The organism is Vibrio fluvialis (assembly GCF_900460245.1).
Taxonomy (GTDB): Bacteria; Pseudomonadota; Gammaproteobacteria; order Enterobacterales; family Vibrionaceae; genus Vibrio; species Vibrio fluvialis.
In genome coordinates this window covers 367,935-385,071 of record NZ_UHIP01000001.1, presented here as the reverse complement: position 1 = coordinate 385,071, position 17,137 = coordinate 367,935, and the positions used below count along the sequence as shown (strand labels likewise).

At 50.0% G+C, this 17,137-nt stretch carries 14 protein-coding genes; 6 read left to right on the top strand and 8 right to left on the bottom strand.

Translation table 11 applies throughout. The features are described 5' to 3' along the window. The first annotated feature begins 14 nt into the window (after window positions 1–14). The 4 genes from pcnB to panC are packed head-to-tail and all read left to right on the top strand — an operon-like array spanning window position 15 to window position 3,566. A complete protein-coding gene (pcnB, locus tag DYA43_RS01855; RefSeq protein WP_100268295.1) occupies window positions 15–1,376 on the top strand; it encodes a polynucleotide adenylyltransferase PcnB in 1,362 nt (453 codons plus the stop codon). After that, a complete protein-coding gene (gene folK / locus DYA43_RS01850) occupies window positions 1,373–1,882 on the top strand; it encodes a 2-amino-4-hydroxy-6-hydroxymethyldihydropteridine diphosphokinase (protein ID WP_061056147.1) in 510 nt (169 codons plus the stop codon). Before pcnB ends, folK begins: the two co-directional genes overlap by 4 nt. After that, on the top strand, window positions 1,879–2,673 hold the full coding sequence (gene panB / locus DYA43_RS01845) for a 3-methyl-2-oxobutanoate hydroxymethyltransferase (RefSeq protein WP_020331997.1): 795 nt from the start codon (window positions 1,879–1,881) through the stop codon (window positions 2,671–2,673). The genes folK and panB overlap by 4 nt, the downstream gene beginning before the upstream one ends. Window positions 2,674–2,684: 11 nt before the next feature. Then, window positions 2,685–3,566, top strand: a complete 882-nt coding sequence (gene panC, locus DYA43_RS01840; protein ID WP_020331996.1) for a pantoate--beta-alanine ligase — start codon at window positions 2,685–2,687, stop codon at window positions 3,564–3,566. A gap of 57 nt (window positions 3,567–3,623) precedes the next feature. On the opposite strand, the gene DYA43_RS01835 is transcribed toward panC, so the two are convergent. Next, the gene (locus tag DYA43_RS01835) at window positions 3,624–4,394 is read right to left on the bottom strand and encodes an ABC transporter permease (RefSeq protein ID WP_020331995.1); all 771 of its coding nucleotides are present in this window, start codon (window positions 4,392–4,394) and stop codon (window positions 3,624–3,626) included. 4 nt (window positions 4,395–4,398) lie between these two features. After that, window positions 4,399–5,316 (bottom strand): ABC transporter ATP-binding protein, encoded by a 918-nt coding sequence (locus tag DYA43_RS01830; RefSeq protein ID WP_020331993.1) that lies wholly within the window; start codon window positions 5,314–5,316, stop codon window positions 4,399–4,401. A 343-nt stretch (window positions 5,317–5,659) separates the two neighbouring features. On the opposite strand from DYA43_RS01830, the gene can reads away from it, so the two are divergent. Further along, window positions 5,660–6,328, top strand: coding sequence for a carbonate dehydratase (gene can / locus DYA43_RS01825; protein ID WP_020331992.1), 669 nt, complete (start codon window positions 5,660–5,662; stop codon window positions 6,326–6,328). Between the two features lie 50 nt (window positions 6,329–6,378). Here can and hpt read toward each other — a convergent pair whose 3' ends face one another. Continuing rightward, the gene (hpt, locus tag DYA43_RS01820; RefSeq protein WP_020331991.1) at window positions 6,379–6,906 is read right to left on the bottom strand and encodes a hypoxanthine phosphoribosyltransferase; all 528 of its coding nucleotides are present in this window, start codon (window positions 6,904–6,906) and stop codon (window positions 6,379–6,381) included. 320 nt (window positions 6,907–7,226) lie between these two features. Between hpt and DYA43_RS01815 the strand changes: the two genes are divergently transcribed. Then, window positions 7,227–7,844: a LuxR/HapR/OpaR family quorum-sensing transcriptional regulator gene (locus tag DYA43_RS01815; protein WP_024374317.1), complete on the top strand. Its 618-nt coding sequence runs from the start codon at window positions 7,227–7,229 to the stop codon at window positions 7,842–7,844. Window positions 7,845–7,965: 121 nt separating this feature from the next. On the opposite strand, the gene lpdA is transcribed toward DYA43_RS01815, so the two are convergent. The 5 genes from lpdA to recJ form a co-directional block, all read right to left on the bottom strand. Continuing rightward, window positions 7,966–9,393 (bottom strand): dihydrolipoyl dehydrogenase, encoded by a 1,428-nt coding sequence (lpdA, locus tag DYA43_RS01810; protein WP_020331989.1) that lies wholly within the window; start codon window positions 9,391–9,393, stop codon window positions 7,966–7,968. A 258-nt stretch (window positions 9,394–9,651) separates the two neighbouring features. Then, window positions 9,652–11,547 (bottom strand): pyruvate dehydrogenase complex dihydrolipoyllysine-residue acetyltransferase, encoded by a 1,896-nt coding sequence (aceF, locus tag DYA43_RS01805; protein ID WP_061056146.1) that lies wholly within the window; start codon window positions 11,545–11,547, stop codon window positions 9,652–9,654. A gap of 17 nt (window positions 11,548–11,564) precedes the next feature. After that, on the bottom strand, window positions 11,565–14,225 hold the full coding sequence (aceE, locus tag DYA43_RS01800) for a pyruvate dehydrogenase (acetyl-transferring), homodimeric type (RefSeq protein ID WP_020331987.1): 2,661 nt from the start codon (window positions 14,223–14,225) through the stop codon (window positions 11,565–11,567). A 51-nt stretch (window positions 14,226–14,276) separates the two neighbouring features. After that, window positions 14,277–15,047 (bottom strand): pyruvate dehydrogenase complex transcriptional repressor PdhR, encoded by a 771-nt coding sequence (gene pdhR, locus DYA43_RS01795; RefSeq protein ID WP_020331986.1) that lies wholly within the window; start codon window positions 15,045–15,047, stop codon window positions 14,277–14,279. 342 nt (window positions 15,048–15,389) lie between these two features. Continuing rightward, window positions 15,390–17,129 (bottom strand): single-stranded-DNA-specific exonuclease RecJ, encoded by a 1,740-nt coding sequence (gene recJ / locus DYA43_RS01790; protein ID WP_020331985.1) that lies wholly within the window; start codon window positions 17,127–17,129, stop codon window positions 15,390–15,392. Window positions 17,130–17,137 lie beyond the last annotated feature (8 nt).

Genomic DNA, 17,137 nt, shown 5'->3' with positions numbered 1-17,137 from the left:
AATGTCAGATGCACATGAATAACAACGATTTAGAACCAAGCAAACATCGCGTATATACAGATCTAGATTTGAATATCATCACGCGCCAAGAGCACAACGTGTCTCGTCAGCATATCAGCGAGAATGCGCTAAAAGTGTTGTACCGCCTTAATGGGGCGGGCTTCGAGGCGTATCTGGTCGGCGGCGGTGTACGTGATTTACTGCTGGGTGGAAAACCCAAAGATTTCGATGTGGCCACCAATGCCACACCTGAGCAGATTCGCCAGCTGTTTCGTAACTGCCGCCTGATCGGGCGCCGGTTCCGTCTGGCTCACATCATGTTCGGCCGCGATATTATTGAAGTGGCGACCTTCCGTGGTCACCACCAAGAAAACAACAAACAGATTGCGTCACAATCTGAAGCTGGCATGCTACTGCGTGATAACGTCTACGGCACCATTGATGAAGATGCCGAACGTCGTGATTTCACCATCAACGCCATGTACTACAACATCGCCGACTACAGCATTCACGATTATGCCGGCGGCATGGAAGACATGGATGATAAGCTGATCCGTCTGATTGGCGATCCGGAGACACGCTACCGCGAAGATCCGGTGCGCATGCTGCGCGCGATTCGTTTTGCTGTGAAACTCGACTTCGACATCGAAGAAGAGACCGCTGCGCCTATCGAACACTTAGCACCGCTGCTACGTGACATTCCGGCTGCGCGTCTGTACGAAGAATCGCTTAAGATGCTGCAATCCGGCTACGGCCTGGAAACGTACCACCTGATGCGTGAGTACAACCTGTTCCAACAGTTGTTCCCGACCATTGCCCGTCACTTCACCGACGATTATTCATCAAAAACGGAGCAGATGCTGGATCTGGCGCTGGACTCAACCGATCAGCGTATGGAAGAAGGCAAACGCATCAATCCGGCATTTATGTTCGCCGCGATGTTGTGGTATCCGATGATGGAACTGGCCGATGAGCTGACGCAACACCAGCACTTCAACGAATACGATGCCGTGATGGAAGCCAGCAACCGCATTCTCGACGAAGTGGTGAAAAGCATTGCTATTCCGCGCCGTCATACGGCGACCATTCGCGAAATCTGGCAATTGCAACTGCGTCTGCCACGTCGCACCGGAAAACGTGCATTCCGCCTGATGGAGCTGAACAAGTTCCGCGCCGGCTTCGATTTTCTGGAGATGCGTGGCGAAGTGGAAGACGGTGAAACCAAGCTGCTGGCAGACTGGTGGGAAACTTTCCAGAATGCAGGACGCAATATGCGTCAAGCGATGGTGTTAGATCTAGATGGTGGCGCCAAAACCACCACGCCGCGTCGTCGCAAGCCATCGTCGCGTAAGAAAAAGAGCAAAACCTCGTCATGATCACAGCATTTATCGCCGTAGGCAGTAACCTCAGCGACCCGGTGACTCAGGCGAAACACGCCATCGATGCACTGAAATCTGTACCGAAGTCGCGTTTTATCGCGGCTTCGTCGCTGTATAGCAGCACACCCATGGGGCCACAGGATCAACCGGATTACATCAATGCGGTCGTGGCCATTGAAACCGATTTAACGCCACTGGAATTGCTCGATTGCACACAAGCGATTGAACAGGAACATGGGCGTGTCCGTAAAGCCGAACGTTGGGGCCCAAGAACTCTCGACTTAGATATCGTGCTGTACGGCAATGAGGTGATGGATTCCGAGCGACTGATCATTCCCCACTACGGAATGAAAGTACGTGAATTCGTACTCTACCCGCTTGCGGAAATCGCACCAAATTTACAACTCCCTGATGGGACTGAGTTGCAGACACTGCTGAAAAGCGTTCCGCTTAATGGGCTCAGTATTTGGCAGACGCCAACTCCTAGTAAGGACAACGAATGAAAAAAATCACCATTAACGACCTGATGAAATGGAAACAGGAAGGTCGTAAATTTCCGACTGTGACTGCTTACGATGCCAGCTTTGCCCAGCTTTTTGAAAGTCAGGAGATGCCGGTACTGTTAGTGGGTGACTCACTGGGTATGGTTCTGCAAGGCCAGACCGATACACTGCCAGTGACGGTCGACGAGATTGCTTATCACACTCGCTGTGTGCGTGCGGGCAGCCCGAATTCGCTGCTGATGGCAGATATGCCGTTCATGAGCTACGCCACGCCTGAACAAGCGTGTGAGAACGCGGCTAAAATCATGCGCGCGGGTGCGAACATGGTTAAGATTGAAGGCGGTGACTGGCTGGTAGATACCGTAAAAATGCTGACTGAACGTGCGATCCCTGTGTGTGCACACCTGGGGTTAACGCCTCAGTCCGTTAATATTTTTGGTGGTTACAAAGTTCAGGGCCGCGAACAGGACAAAGCAGATCGTATGGTAAAAGACGCGCTGGCACTGCAAGAAGCTGGCGCTCAGATCGTTCTGCTGGAATGCGTACCTGCATCACTGGCCAACCGGATTACTCAGTTGCTGGATGTACCGGTGATCGGCATCGGCGCAGGTAATGGCACCGATGGCCAGATTCTGGTCATGCACGACATGTTTGGAATTTCGGCGAACTACATGCCAAAATTCTCGAAAAACTTTCTTGCGGAAACAGGTGATATGCGTACAGCCGTAGCTAAATACATGGAAGATGTGGCAAACGGTACGTTCCCTGATGACGCGCACACTATTGCCTAAAGGAGTATTTCATGCAGACTTTTGCTGACGTTTCAGCTCTTCGCGAGCAGATCAAACAGGTCAAGCGTGATGGCCGCCGTGTCGCTTTTGTACCGACCATGGGCAATTTACACGAAGGTCACCTGACACTGGTGCGTAAAGCCCGTGAACAGGCCGATGTGGTCGTGGTGAGCATCTTCGTGAACCCGATGCAGTTCGACCGCGCCGATGACCTCAACAACTATCCGCGTACACTGGATGAAGACCTGAGCAAACTGAACGGTGAAGGCGTGGATCTGGTGTTCACACCAACGCCTGAAATCATGTACCCGTATGGTCTCGACAAACAGACGTTTGTTGAAGTTCCGGGTCTGTCTCACATGCTGGAAGGCGCCTCGCGTCCGGGCCACTTCCGTGGTGTTGCCACAATCGTGACCAAGCTGTTCAACATTGTGCAGCCGAACGTTGCCTGCTTCGGTGAAAAAGATTATCAGCAATTGGCGGTGATTCGTCAGATGGTTGAAGATCTGTGCATGGACATCGAGATCATCGGCGTACCGACTGTACGTGAAATGGATGGTCTGGCGATGAGCTCACGCAACAATCTGCTGACGCTGGATGAGCGCCAACGTGCGCCAGTTCTGGCTCGCACCATGCGCTGGATCAACAGTGCGATTCGCGGTGGTCGTGATGACTACACCTCGATCATCGAAGATGCGGTGGATCAGCTGCGTGCTGCCGATTTAGAACCGGATGAGATTTTCATTCGCGACGCGCGTACCCTGCTGCCTATTTCAGCCGACAGCAAGCAAGCGGTGATTCTGATGTCTGCTTTCTTAGGAAAAGTCCGCCTGATTGATAATCAGGTGTTGGATCTCTCCAGCGACGGCAAAGACGATTCTGAAGAAGAGTAAGTTTTCTGATGGATGTAAAAAAGGTCAACCTCGGTTGACCTTTTTATTACCTGTCGCTCAGCTGCGTAAGCCTTTGCCTTTACTGACCAGATAATGGGCCACGGCGTACAGCACCACCACAAACACACCCAGCACGCTGAATGACGTCACGATACCCACATCCGAGACACCCAGGAAGCCGTAACGGAACGCGTTCACCATGTAGACGATGGGGTTGATTTTCGATACGCCCTGCCAGAACTCCGGCAGCAGACTGATGGAGTAAAATACCCCCCCCAGATAAGTCAGCGGCGTTAACACGAAAGTCGGAATAATCGAGATATCATCAAACGTACGCGCGTACACCGCGTTGATCAAACCACCCAATGAGAACACAACCGAGGTCAGAAAGACCGTCGCCGTGATGATGCCCCAGTGATCGACACTCAGATCCACAAAGAACAGCGACACAAACGTCACCATCGCGCCCACCAACAGGCCACGCGTCACACCGCCCATCACATAACCGGCAATGATCACGTAGTTCGGCACTGGCGCCACCAACAGCTCTTCAATGTTCTTCTGGAATTTGGCACTGAAAAACGATGAAGCCACGTTCGAGTATGAGTTAGTGATGACCGACATCATGATAAGCCCCGGCACGATGTACTCCATGTAGCTGAAGCCGTTCATCTGACCGATACGGGAACCAATCAAATTACCAAAGATGATGAAATACAAGCTCATGGTAATCGCTGGCGGTACTAAGGTCTGTACCCAGATGCGCGTGAAACGTTTGATCTCTTTGCGCAGCAGGCTGCGAAAAGCGGTCCAATAAATATGATACATGCCCTTACCCCTGACTCTGCTGGCGAACAATGCTGACAAACAGCTCTTCCAAACGGTTGGCTTTGTTGCGCATCGACATCACGTTCACGCCCTGCTCTGAAAGCTGGGTAAAGACGTGGTTCATGCCCTGCGTTTTTTCCAGCTCAATTTCCAGCGAACCGTCGACCACACGTTGCGAGACCACATCGGTGAGCGGCTGCAGCTTCTCTTCATTATCGATATCAAGAATAAAGGTTTCGACATGCAGCTTACCAAGCAAACCTTTCATCGTGGTGTTTTCAATCAGCTCTCCGCGATTGATGATACCGATGTGACGGCACAGCATCTCCGCTTCTTCCAGATAATGCGTGGTAAGGATGATAGTGATCCCTTGCGAATTGATCTGCTTGAGAAATTCCCACATTGAGCGGCGCAGCTCGATATCCACCCCGGCTGTCGGCTCATCGAGGATCAGCAGTTGTGGTTCGTGCATCAAAGCGCGGGCAATCATCAGGCGACGTTTCATGCCACCGGAGAGGTTACGCGCGCGCTCTTTGCGTTTTTCCCACAGATCCAGTTGGGTGAGATACTTCTCGGCCCGCTCTTTGGCCAGCGTGCGCGAAACGCCGTAATATCCCGCCTGCTGCATCACGATCTGCTCGACTGTCTCAAACGGGTTAAAGTTGAACTCTTGTGGCACTAAGCCTAAATGTTGTTTCGCTTGCTCTAAGTGAGTGTCAATGTTGTGACCAAACACTTTGACTGTACCGGAGGTCTTATTGACCAGTGAGGAGATGATACCAATCGTGGTCGATTTACCGGCACCATTGGGGCCAAGCAGAGCGTAAAAGTCGCCCTTATTGACCGTCAGGCTGACGCCTTTCAGTGCTTCAAAACCACCGGCGTAGGTTTTGCGCAGCTGATCAATTTCTAATGCATACATAGCAGTGTGAAAACTCTTTCTGTTCGAACAGACTAGATGTGCTGCTTAAGCGGTCACTTTTCAACCCTTGAACGCAAATAGATCGGAGAAAAATCCCCCCATTTTCAACATGGTGATAACCAGTCCATGTTTCAGTTATCACTTTTACAAACAAAATCTTGCAAAAATTTTACTTCCATTAACTGCTCAGATGAGTAGTCTGTTAAGCAATTTGTCAGAGAATGAATTTATGACATTGTGTATAGTTGGCAAGCATACCCAAGTGGTTTCAAGACGCCGTATTCTGTCATCGGACAGAACCGGGCACCTTGAGGGTACTTGGCTATAAACTAAGGGAAGTAAAATGCCAGAGATTAAACAACTATTCGAAAACAACTCGAAGTGGTCAGAGTCTATTAAAGCAGAACGACCTGAGTACTTTAGCAAGTTAGCCGAAGGACAAAATCCTGACTTTCTGTGGATTGGTTGTTCTGACAGCCGAGTCCCAGCAGAGCGCCTAACCGGCCTGTATTCCGGTGAACTGTTCGTACACCGAAACGTTGCCAACCAAGTGATTCATACAGACCTGAACTGCCTGTCTGTGGTGCAGTACGCAGTCGACGTTCTCAAAGTGAAACACATTATCGTGTGTGGCCACTACGGCTGTGGTGGTGTGACGGCGTCCATCGATAACCCACAACTGGGTCTGATCAATAACTGGATTCTGCACATCCGTGATTTGTACTTCAAACACCGCGGCTATCTGGAGCAAATGCCAGAAGAGGACCGCTCGGACAAACTTGCGGAAATCAACGTGGCAGAACAAGTGTACAATCTGGGTAACTCCACCATCCTGCAAAACGCTTGGGAGCGTGGCCAGGACGTTGAGATTCACGGTGTGGTTTACGGTATCGGTGACGGTCGTCTGGAGTATCTGGGCGTGCGTTGTAACTCTCGCGAAATGGTCGACGGTAGTTACAAGAAAGCGATGGAAAAGATTCTGAATCCACAGCACAGCCTGTTGTGTCGATAACAAAAACGCCCACATCATGTGGGCGTTTTTTTATCTCTGCGTCATCCGGTTTAAAGCGGAACCACTTTACCGATGAATGGCAGATGGCGGTATTTCTGTGCGTAGTCGATACCCACACCCACCACGAATTCGTCCGGAATCTCAAAACCGATCCATTTCACATCTACGTTCACTTCACGACGAGAAGGTTTGTCCAGCAAGGTACAGATCTGAATCGATTTCGGTTCACGCAGTGACAGAATCTCTTTCACTTTGCTCAGGGTGTTACCCGTGTCGATGATGTCTTCCACCAACAGCACATCTTTGCCTTTGATGTCGTCATCCAGATCTTTCAGGATGCGCACGTCACGCGAACTTTCCATGGTGTTGCCGTAGCTCGATGCCGTCATGAAATCGACCTGATGCGTCAGGCTGATTGCACGAGCCAAATCTGCCATAAACACAAAAGAGCCACGGAGCAGACCCACCAGAACCAAATCTTCACTGCCATTGTAGTGCTCAGTGATCTGCTGGCCGAGTGCGCGGACACGTTCCTGAACTTCTTGCTCAGAAATCATTACTTCAACTGTATGTTTCATACCAATCTCGTTTTGTTGGAGCGACACTTGGCACTGCAAAACCACACCGACAGCGCCGCTAAATCTTTCGGCGCGTATAGTACCACTGCTGAGGGTGGGTGTTAACCTTTCACTGATGTTACGTTTTAGTGAGAAATTGATTCAATAAAACACTTTGAAATTCAAAACATTTCAGAAACGTGAACATTTTATAAGCACAAAACATTGACCTTCATCATATGCACCATTACACTCATAGGGCTTTTAAAGCAATTAATAAAATAATCATTAGCGTTTACTAAAAAACGCAGATAACAACTCAAATGGCAAGGATTAATACTATGGACGCATCTATAGAGAAACGCCCTAGAACACGGCTATCTCCTCAAAAACGTAAACTCCAGTTGATGGAAATCGCGCTGGAAGTGTTTGCAAAACGAGGCATTGGCCGTGGTGGTCATGCGGATATCGCAGAAATTGCTCAAGTTTCTGTCGCTACCGTGTTCAACTACTTCCCTACTCGTGAAGATTTGGTCGACGACGTACTGACTTACGTGGTTCGCCAGTTTTCCAACTTTCTCACCGACAACATCGATCTCGATATTCACGCGAAAGAGAACCTCACCAACATCACCGATGAAATGGTTAAGCTGGCCAATGAAGATTGCCACTGGCTGAAAGTGTGGTTTGAATGGAGCGCCTCGACGCGTGACGAAGTATGGCCACTGTTTGTATCCAGTAACCGTACCAACCAGTTGCTGGTGAAGAACATGTTCTCGAAAGCCATCGAGCGCGGTGAAGTGTGTGAACAGCACGACCCTGAAGATCTGGCGACGCTGTTCCACGGTGTCTGCTACTCACTGTTTGTGCAAGCCAACCGCGTTCGCGATGAAGGCTACATGCGTAAACTGGTGAAAAGCTACCTGGACATGCTGTGCATCTATAAACGCGATCACTAATAAGCAAAGATTGACGAATTATAGCGCCGCAAGGCGCTATTTTTTTGCCTCAGAGGCCGAGTAACAGACATAAAAAAACCGCTGAACAATCAGCGGTTTATATCATTTGGCGCTCAGAAAATTATTTTTTCTTTTTCGCTTTTGCGTTTGGCAGGTCAGTGATCGTACCTTCAAACACTTCTGCAGCCAGACCCACAGACTCGTGTAGAGTCGGGTGAGCGTGGATAGTCAGAGCGATGTCTTCTGCATCACAACCCATCTCGATCGCCAGACCGATTTCGCCCAGTAGTTCGCCACCGTTTGTACCCACGATAGCACCACCGATAACGCGGTGAGTCTCTTTATCGAAGATCAGCTTAGTCATACCGTCAGCACAGTCAGACGCGATTGCACGGCCTGAAGCTGCCCATGGGAAAGTTGCCACTTCGTAGTTGATGCCTTCTGCTTTCGCTTCTTTCTCAGTCTTACCAACCCATGCCACTTCTGGCTCAGTGTAAGCGATTGAAGGAATAACTTTAGGATCGAAGTAGTGTTTCTTACCAGCGATAACTTCTGCAGCCACGTGGCCTTCGTGAACACCTTTGTGAGCCAGCATTGGTTGGCCAACGATGTCACCGATAGCGAAGATGTGAGGTACGTTAGTGCGCAGTTGCTTGTCGACGTTGATGAAGCCACGCTCATCCACTTCCAGACCTGCTTTTTCTGCATCCAGTAGTTTACCGTTTGGTACACGACCGATTGCCACAAGTACCGCATCGTAACGCTCAGCTTCCGCTGGCGCTTTCTTACCTTCCATCGATACGTAGATGCCGTCTTCTTTTGCTTCAACCGCAGTCACTTTGGTTTCCAGCATCAGGTTGAACTTCTTCGCAATACGCTTGGTGAAGACTTTAACGATGTCTTTATCCGCAGCTGGGATAACTTGGTCGAACATTTCAACCACGTCGATTTGAGAACCCAGTGCGTGGTACACAGTACCCATTTCCAGACCGATGATACCACCGCCCATGATCAGCAGTTTTCCAGGAACTTCTTTCAGTTCCAGAGCGTCTGTTGAATCCCAAATACGTGGGTCTTCATGAGGAATGAATGGCAGTTTGATTGGACGAGAACCCGCAGCAACGATCGCGTTGTCGAAGTTCACAACAGTTTTGCCGTCTTCGCCTTCCACTTCAATCGTGTTCGGGCCAGTGAACTTACCAAAACCGTTAACCACGTTCACTTTACGCATCTTAGCCATACCGCCAAGACCGCCAGTCAGTTGGTTAATTACTTTTTCTTTCCACAGACGGATCTTGTCGATGTCTGTTTGTGGCTCACCAAACACGATACCGTGCTCAGCCAGCGCTTTTGCTTCTTCGATAACTTTAGCTACGTGCAGTAGTGCTTTCGATGGGATACAACCCACGTTCAGACACACGCCACCTAGGGTGTTGTAACGTTCGATAAGTACTGTTTCCAGACCTAAGTCTGCACAGCGGAATGCAGCGGAGTAACCAGCAGGACCGGCACCAAGCACTACAACTTGGGCTTTAATTTCTTTGCTCATTTCGACCTCTTGTAGTCAATATCCCTAACAGGCTGAGTGGGTGTTCTATCTATTTGTTTTATGTTTAAAACGAATTACTTAAAACGATTATTTTTCAGACCGCAACAGTTTACAGAGATGTTAATGGTGTGAAAAGTAAATCCATGTAGCCTGTGAGCTAGACAACAATTCAATGCGGAAAAATTTTTTCATCATCAAATTGCAAGACAATGCTTGAATCAAGGCGGCTAAATAGCCGCCTTATTTTGTTTGAACCGATTACAGAACCAGACGACGAATGTCGCTCAGGCAACCGTTCAAGTAAGTGATAAAGCGTGCACCTTCTGCGCCATCGATCACACGGTGGTCGTATGACAGAGACAGAGGAAGTTGCAGACGTGGAGCAAACTCTTTGCCGTTCCACACTGGCTTAATCTCAGACTTAGATACACCCAGAATACCAACTTCTGGTGCGTTCACGATTGGCGTGAATGCCGTACCGCCGATACCACCCAGACTTGAGATGGTGAAACAGCCGCCTTGCATATCTGCCGCAGTCAGCTTACCTGCACGTGCTTTCTTCGATACTACAGCCAGCTCTTCAGACAGCTCGTAGATACCTTTCTTGTTCACGTCTTTGAATACAGGAACAACCAGACCGTTTGGTGTATCTACCGCGATACCGATGTTCACGTATTTCTTCAGGATCAGGCTCTCACCATCTTCAGACAGAGAAGAGTTGAACGCAGGGAACGCTTCCAGAGCTTTCGCCGCAGCTTTCATGATGAACACCAGTGGCGTGATCTTCATGCCTGAATCTTTCTTCGCTTCAATCGCGTTCTGTTCTTTACGGAAGTTTTCCAGCTCAGTGATGTCTGCGTTATCCCACTGTGTAACGTGTGGAATCATGACCCAGTTACGGTGCAGGTTCGCGCCAGAGATCTTCTTAATGCGAGACAGTGGCTGAATTTCAGTTTCACCGAACTTGCTGAAGTCCACTTTTGGCCAAGGTAGCAGACCCAGTGCCGCGCCGTCGCCTTTGCCAGATGCTGCTGATGCGGCACCTGATTCCAGACGTTTCAGCGCTTCTTTCACGTAGTTCTGAACGTCTTCTTTCAGAATACGGCTCTTACGGCCTGAACCTTTCACTTTAGACAGGTTAACGCCGAATTCACGCGCTAGGCGACGAACCACTGGAGACGCGTGTGCGTACTCGTTGTTTTCTTGGAAGTCACCCGTTGCCGCTGCAGGCGCTGCCGCCGCTGGAGCTTCAACTTTCGGTGCCGCTGCTGCTGGAACTGCTGCCTGAGCTGGTGCTGAGACTGCTGCCGGCGCTGCGCCAGCCACTTCAAACACCATGATCAGTGAGCCAGTTGACACTTTGTCGCCAGCCGCTACTTTAATCGCTTTCACTTTACCTGCGAATGGTGCAGGAACTTCCATCGACGCTTTGTCGCCTTCCACAGTGATCAGAGATTGCTCTTCGCTCACCATGTCGCCAACCGCGACCATGATTTCAGTCACTTCAACTTCGTCGCCGCCGATATCTGGAACGTTGACTTCTTTGTCGGCTGCCACCGCTGGCGCTGCTGCTGGAGCCGCTGCCTGAGCTGGAGCTGCTGCTACTGGAGCGCCAGAACCGGCCACTTCGAAGACCATGATCAGTGAGCCAGTGGTCACTTTGTCACCCGACGCGATCTTGATCTCTTTCACGGTACCCGCGAATGGCGCTGGAACTTCCATTGAAGCTTTGTCGCCTTCAACAGTGATCAGAGACTGCTCTTCAGACACTGTGTCACCCACAGCAACCATGATTTCAGTCACTTCAACTTCGTCGCCACCGATGTCCGGTACGTTGACTTCTTTCAGTTCAGTCGCTGCTGCTGGCGCTGCCGCAACTGGTGCTGCTTCGGCCGCAGGAGCTGGTGCAGCCGCTGCTGCACCTTCCGCTTCAAAAACCATAATCAGTGAGCCAGTCGTTACTTTGTCGCCAGCCACTACTTTGATTTCTTTAACAATACCTGCCTGAGACGCTGGAACTTCCATAGAAGCTTTGTCGCCTTCAACAGTAATCAGAGATTGTTCTTCTTCAACCTTGTCGCCTACGCTTACAAGAATCTCAGTAACTTCAACCTCGTCTGCACCGATATCTGGTACGTAAATTTCGATAGCCATGCTTTTCCTACCTTCAATTAAGCGTATAGCGGGTTTGTTTTTTCAGTGTCGATGTTGAATTTCTTGATAGCTTCCGCCACCACAGATTTCTCAACTTCACCACGTTTCGCTAGTTCGTTTAGAGCTGCAACAACAACGTAGCCTGCGTTCACTTCGAAGTGACGACGTAGGTTCTCACGGCTGTCTGAACGACCGAAACCGTCAGTACCCAGTACTTTGTAAGACTCAGCAGGAATGAACGCGCGAACTTGGTCAGCGTAGTTCTTCATGTAGTCGGTTGCAGCGATTGCTGGTTCAGTACCCATTACTGAAGCGATGTAAGGTACTTTCGCTTCTGCTTCTGGGTGAAGCATGTTGTAACGCTCTGCGTCCTGGCCATCACGAGCCAGTTCGTTGAACGAGGTTACAGAGTAAACATCAGAGGCGATGCCGTATTCTTCGCTCAGGATCACTGCCGCTTTACGTACTTCGTTCATGATAGTACCAGAGCTCATCAGCTGAACTTTACCTTTAGAACCAGACAGAGTTTCCAGTTTGTAGATACCTTTACGGATACCTTCTTCAGAACCTTCTGGCATTGCTGGATGCGCGTAGTTTTCGTTCATCAGCGTCAGGTAGTAGAACACGTTCTCTTGCTCACCGTACATGCGACGGATACCGTCTTGCATGATCACCGCTACTTCGTATGCGAAAGTCGGATCGTAAGAGATACAGTTCGGGATAGTGCCGGCCTGAATGTGTGAGTGACCATCTTCGTGCTGCAGACCTTCACCGTTCAGTGTAGTACGGCCAGCCGTTGCGCCCAGTAGGAAACCACGAGCTTGTTGGTCACCTGCCATCCATGCCATGTCGCCAACACGTTGGAAACCGAACATAGAGTAGTAGATGTAGAACGGGATCATTGGCAGGTTGTTGGTGCTGTAAGATGTCGCAGCCGCAACCCAAGATGACATTGCACCCAGTTCGTTGATACCTTCTTGCAGTACCTGACCTGCTGTGTCTTCTTTGTAGTAAGACACAACGCCACGGTCTTCAGGCGTGTAAGTCTGGCCGTGTGGGTTGTAGATACCGATTTGACGGAACAGACCTTCCATACCGAAAGTACGCGCTTCGTCAGCAATGATAGGAACAATGTTCTTACCAATGTTTTTGTCTTTCAACAGAATGTTCAGTGCACGCACGTAAGCCATCGTTGAAGAGATTTCACGTTTCTGTTCTTCCAGAAGCGGTTTGAACTCTTCCAGTTCTGGAATAACCAGTTCCTGAGTGAAGTTAGGCAGACGCTGTGGCGTGTAACCGTGCAGCGCTTTACGACGAGCGTGCAGGTATTCGTGTTCTTTCGAACCTTCTTCCAGTTTCAGGTAAGGCAGGTTGTTCACTTCTTCATCAGAAATGATGTCTTGCAGACCCAGACGGTTACGCATCGCGATCACGTGCGTCATGTCCATCTTCTTAACTTGGTGCGCAATGTTCTTACCTTGAGCCGCGTCACCCATGCCGTAACCTTTAACAGTCTTAGCCAGGATTACCGTTGGACGGCCTTTAGTTTCTTGTGCGTTCTTGAACGCTGCGTACAGTTTAGAAGACTCGTGACCACCACGTTTCAGTGCGAACACTTCGTCGTCAGTCATGTCAGCAACCAGGGCTGCAGTCTCTGGGTATTTACCGAAGAAATGCTCACGAACGTACGCGCCATCTTTCGCTTTGAAAGTCTGGTAGTCGCCGTCGATGGTTTCGTTCATCAGTTGCAGAAGTTTACCAGAGGTATCTTTCGCCAGCAGAGAATCCCAGTTGTTACCCCAGATAACTTTAACCACGTTCCAGCCAGCGCCTTTGAACAGGCCTTCCAGCTCTTGAATGATCTTGCCGTTACCCATTACCGGGCCGTCCAGACGCTGTAGGTTACAGTTGATCAGGAAGCACAGGTTGTCCAGTTTCTCACGCGCAGCGAAAGAAATAGCACCACGTGATTCTGGCTCATCCATCTCACCGTCACCCAGGAACGCGTATACGCGCTGGTCAGACGTATCTTTCATGCCACGGCCTTCCAGGTACTTCAGGAAGCGAGCTTGGTAGATAGATGCGATTGGACCCAGACCCATAGATACGGTCGGGAATTGCCAGAATTCAGGCATCAGTTTAGGGTGTGGGTACGAAGGAATGCCTTTGCCATCCACTTCTTGACGGAAGTTGTCCAGTTGTTCTTCTGTCAGGCGGCCTTCAACGAAAGCACGCGCGTAAATCCCTGGAGAAATATGACCTTGGTAGTAAACCAGGTCACCACCGTCCTTCTCGTTTGGAGCACGGAAGAAGTGGTTGAAACATGTTTCATAGAACGCAGCTGAAGACTGGAATGATGCCATGTGGCCGCCTAGATCCAGATCTTTCTTCGATGCACGAAGAACGATCATGATCGCGTTCCAGCGAATGATTGAGCGGATACGACGTTCGATAGTCGTGTCGCCTGGGTATGCTGGTTCTTGGGCCGCAGGAATCGTGTTGATGTAGTTCGTTGTAATACCAGTTGGCATATCAACGCCGTCTAGACGTGCTTTTTCCAGTACTTCTTCTAGCAGGTACTGGGCACGCTCTACGCCTTCTTCACGTACAACTGACTCAAGCGCGGCTAACCACTCCTGAGTTTCCAGTGCATCTACGTCATGCTTCATGTCAGACATGGCGATCTATCCTTCTGTTGGTTGGATTTATTTAGAATCGCAATGGACCGCTTATTGCGGCTCATTACCCTGTTGGATACGACGCAGAGAACGCTCACGACGAGACTCTTCCCGGGTCAAATCCAACAATGTTTCTTCGATATAAGCTAAGTGAGAATGAGACATTTCGCGCGCCTTCTCAGGCTGACCGGATACGATCGCATCCACGATATTAGCTCGGTGCTTGCTTACTTTCTCCACCGCTTCAGGGCGGCGGCGTAATAATTTAAAATTCTGCAGAATATTTTGCTCAAGCAGGGGAGCGAGACTTCGAACGATGTGCAGCAGAACCACGTTATGGGCAGCTTCCGTAATAGCAATCAGAAACTCCATGACAGTTGCGGATTCTGTTTCTACGTCCTTCGCATCCTGAAGCTCACCAATTCGCGCCACGCAGGCTTGAATACGGGCAAAATCTTCTTCGGTACCACGCAGTGCTGCAAAATAAGCCGAAATACCTTCCAGCGCATGACGCGCTTCCAATAGATCAAGCTGGGTTTCCGAGTGGCTAGACAATAAATTTAGCAGAGGATCAGAGAAACTCTTCCACATGTGCTCGCTTACGAAGGTGCCGCCGCCCTGACGACGAGTCAGCAGGCGTTTGGCTTCTAATCGCTGGATGGCTTCACGGACGGACGGACGGGAAACATCGAACTGTTTGGCCAGCTCTCGCTCCGGTGGCAGTTGTTGCCCTGGGGCTAATGTTCCTTCCACGATCAACCGTTCTAACTCTTGCTCGATGACATCGGATAGCTTCGGCTGACGAATCCTTTGATAAGCCATAATTTATTATTCTTCTACTCTTTATGTTCTTGCAGGCAATTGGTAATACCAATTTCAAGTTGGTGCAGAAATTAACATAATTAAAACGCCAATGTCCAGTCAAAAATTGACCCAAATCATAGAACAGGCCTTACCAAAACACTTTACTAACAATAGCGCACTAAAACGGCAATATTATTGGTCAGACCAATTACAAAAATCATACAGACGGGGAATTAACGGGCTATGACAGTTATTCACATTGTCGATATCACAAGCAGAATTTAGAACCAAATCACAAAATTTGCATAAAAAAAGAGCACCTCGCGCTAAGGTGCTCTTTTTATGTTCACAGCATCTGATTTATTTGGCTTCGATGTGATCAACCATCAGCTGCAAGGATTGATTACCACGAAACTCATTGATATCGAGTTTATAAGCGAGGCGTACGATTTTCACCGATGCGTCCGGCCAACGGCGCAGGTCAACGTTGAACGCGATGCCATCGATCATGATGTTGGTCGGGTGGCCTTTATACAGCGGCTCCAGCATCAATTTGAGATGCTTCTCCCCGACCAGTTTCTGATGCAGCACTTTAAACTCACCATCAAATACCGGTTCAGGAAACGCCTGTCCCCATGGACCACCAGCGCGCAGCATTTCCGCCACGTGCATAGAGAACTCCTCCGGCGTCAGTTCGCCGTCGGTCAGAATCACACCTTTAAGCAGCGCTTCATCGAGATCCTGACGCACCACTTCATCAAACAGTCGGCTGAAACGCTCAAAGTTCTTCTCTTCAATCGTCAATCCGGCCGCCATGGCGTGGCCACCAAACTTAAGAATAATGCCTGGATTCTGCGTATCAATTTTATCCAGCGCATCACGCATGTGCAGACCAGCAACCGAACGGCAGGAACCTTTAATCAGACCATCGCCGCCATCAGCAAACGCAATCACCGGACGATGGAACTGCTCTTTAATACGCGAAGCGAGAATGCCAATCACGCCCTGATGCCAGTCACGCTGAAACATCACCAGGCCGTGCGGCAGTTCGGTGTCTTTACCAAACTGCAGACGTTCACAAAACGCCATCGCTTCTTGCTTCATGCCCTCTTCAATCTCTTTACGCGTCTGATTGAGACCATCCAATTCACTGGCCATACGGCGCGCAGCGTGAATGTTGTTACACAGCAGCAGCTCGACGCCAAACGACATATCGTCAAGACGCCCTGCAGCGTTAATCCGCGGCCCCAGCGCAAAACCAAAATCTGACGCGACCAGTTTACGCGCATCGCGTTTGGCCACTTCAATCAGCGCCTGAATCCCCGGGCGAGCTTTACCAGCGCGAATACGCTGCAAGCCTTGGTGCACCAGAATGCGGTTGTTTTCATCCAGCGGTACCACATCGGCAACCGTGCCTAAGGCCACCAAATCAATCAGTTCCATCAGCTTGGGTTCCGCCATGCCCTGTTCAGCAAACCAGCCGCACTTACGCATGTGAACGCACAGCGCCATCATCAGGTAGAACGCCACACCCACCCCGGCTAAAGCTTTTGAGGGAAACGCACACTGCTGCAGATTGGGGTTAACCATGGCATCGACATCCGGCAACTGAGAGCCTGGTAAGTGGTGATCGGTCACCAGCACCTGTAGCCCGTGTTGCTTGGCAAAGCGTACCCCTTCAATCGAGGAGACGCCGTTATCGACTGTCATGATCATTTCGGCATTCATCGCCAATGCCTGTTCCACAACTTCCGGGCTCAGGCCATAACCGTCTTCAAAACGATTGGGCACCAGATAATCGACGTTGTGGCTGCCGAGCATACGCAGTGCCAGAACTGACAACGCAGAACTGGTCGCGCCGTCGGCGTCAAAATCGCCAACAACGATGATGCGCTTCTGCTGCTTAATCGCTTCAAACAGGAGTTCAACAGCTGCATCGATGCCGTGCAGTTGGGTATAAGAGTGCAGCGCTTTCGCGGCCTTCTCCAGTTGTTCGACGCTCTCAACACCACGGTTGAGGTAGATGCGTCTTAACAAAGCAGGAATGGTCTCGGGAAGTTGAGCCAGATCCGGCTCAGGTCGTCGTTGAATTTCAATCATGTGTTATC

What these genes read in the sequence shown, in the direction of transcription:
- panC (WP_020331996.1), top strand. Translation starts at nt 2,685, where the DNA reads ATGCAGACTTTTGCTGACGTTTCAGCTCTTCGCGAGCAGATCAAACAG.
- DYA43_RS01830 (WP_020331993.1), bottom strand. Translation starts at nt 5,316, where the DNA reads ATGTATGCATTAGAAATTGATCAGCTGCGCAAAACCTACGCCGGTGGT.
- aceF (WP_061056146.1), bottom strand. Translation starts at nt 11,547, where the DNA reads ATGGCTATCGAAATTTACGTACCAGATATCGGTGCAGACGAGGTTGAA.
- can (WP_020331992.1), top strand. Translation starts at nt 5,660, where the DNA reads ATGCCAGAGATTAAACAACTATTCGAAAACAACTCGAAGTGGTCAGAG.
- recJ (WP_020331985.1), bottom strand. Translation starts at nt 17,129, where the DNA reads ATGATTGAAATTCAACGACGACCTGAGCCGGATCTGGCTCAACTTCCC.
- lpdA (WP_020331989.1), bottom strand. Translation starts at nt 9,393, where the DNA reads ATGAGCAAAGAAATTAAAGCCCAAGTTGTAGTGCTTGGTGCCGGTCCT.
- aceE (WP_020331987.1), bottom strand. Translation starts at nt 14,225, where the DNA reads ATGTCTGACATGAAGCATGACGTAGATGCACTGGAAACTCAGGAGTGG.
- DYA43_RS01835 (WP_020331995.1), bottom strand. Translation starts at nt 4,394, where the DNA reads ATGTATCATATTTATTGGACCGCTTTTCGCAGCCTGCTGCGCAAAGAG.
- pcnB (WP_100268295.1), top strand. Translation starts at nt 15, where the DNA reads ATGAATAACAACGATTTAGAACCAAGCAAACATCGCGTATATACAGAT.
- pdhR (WP_020331986.1), bottom strand. Translation starts at nt 15,047, where the DNA reads ATGGCTTATCAAAGGATTCGTCAGCCGAAGCTATCCGATGTCATCGAG.
- hpt (WP_020331991.1), bottom strand. Translation starts at nt 6,906, where the DNA reads ATGAAACATACAGTTGAAGTAATGATTTCTGAGCAAGAAGTTCAGGAA.
- panB (WP_020331997.1), top strand. Translation starts at nt 1,879, where the DNA reads ATGAAAAAAATCACCATTAACGACCTGATGAAATGGAAACAGGAAGGT.
- DYA43_RS01815 (WP_024374317.1), top strand. Translation starts at nt 7,227, where the DNA reads ATGGACGCATCTATAGAGAAACGCCCTAGAACACGGCTATCTCCTCAA.
- folK (WP_061056147.1), top strand. Translation starts at nt 1,373, where the DNA reads ATGATCACAGCATTTATCGCCGTAGGCAGTAACCTCAGCGACCCGGTG.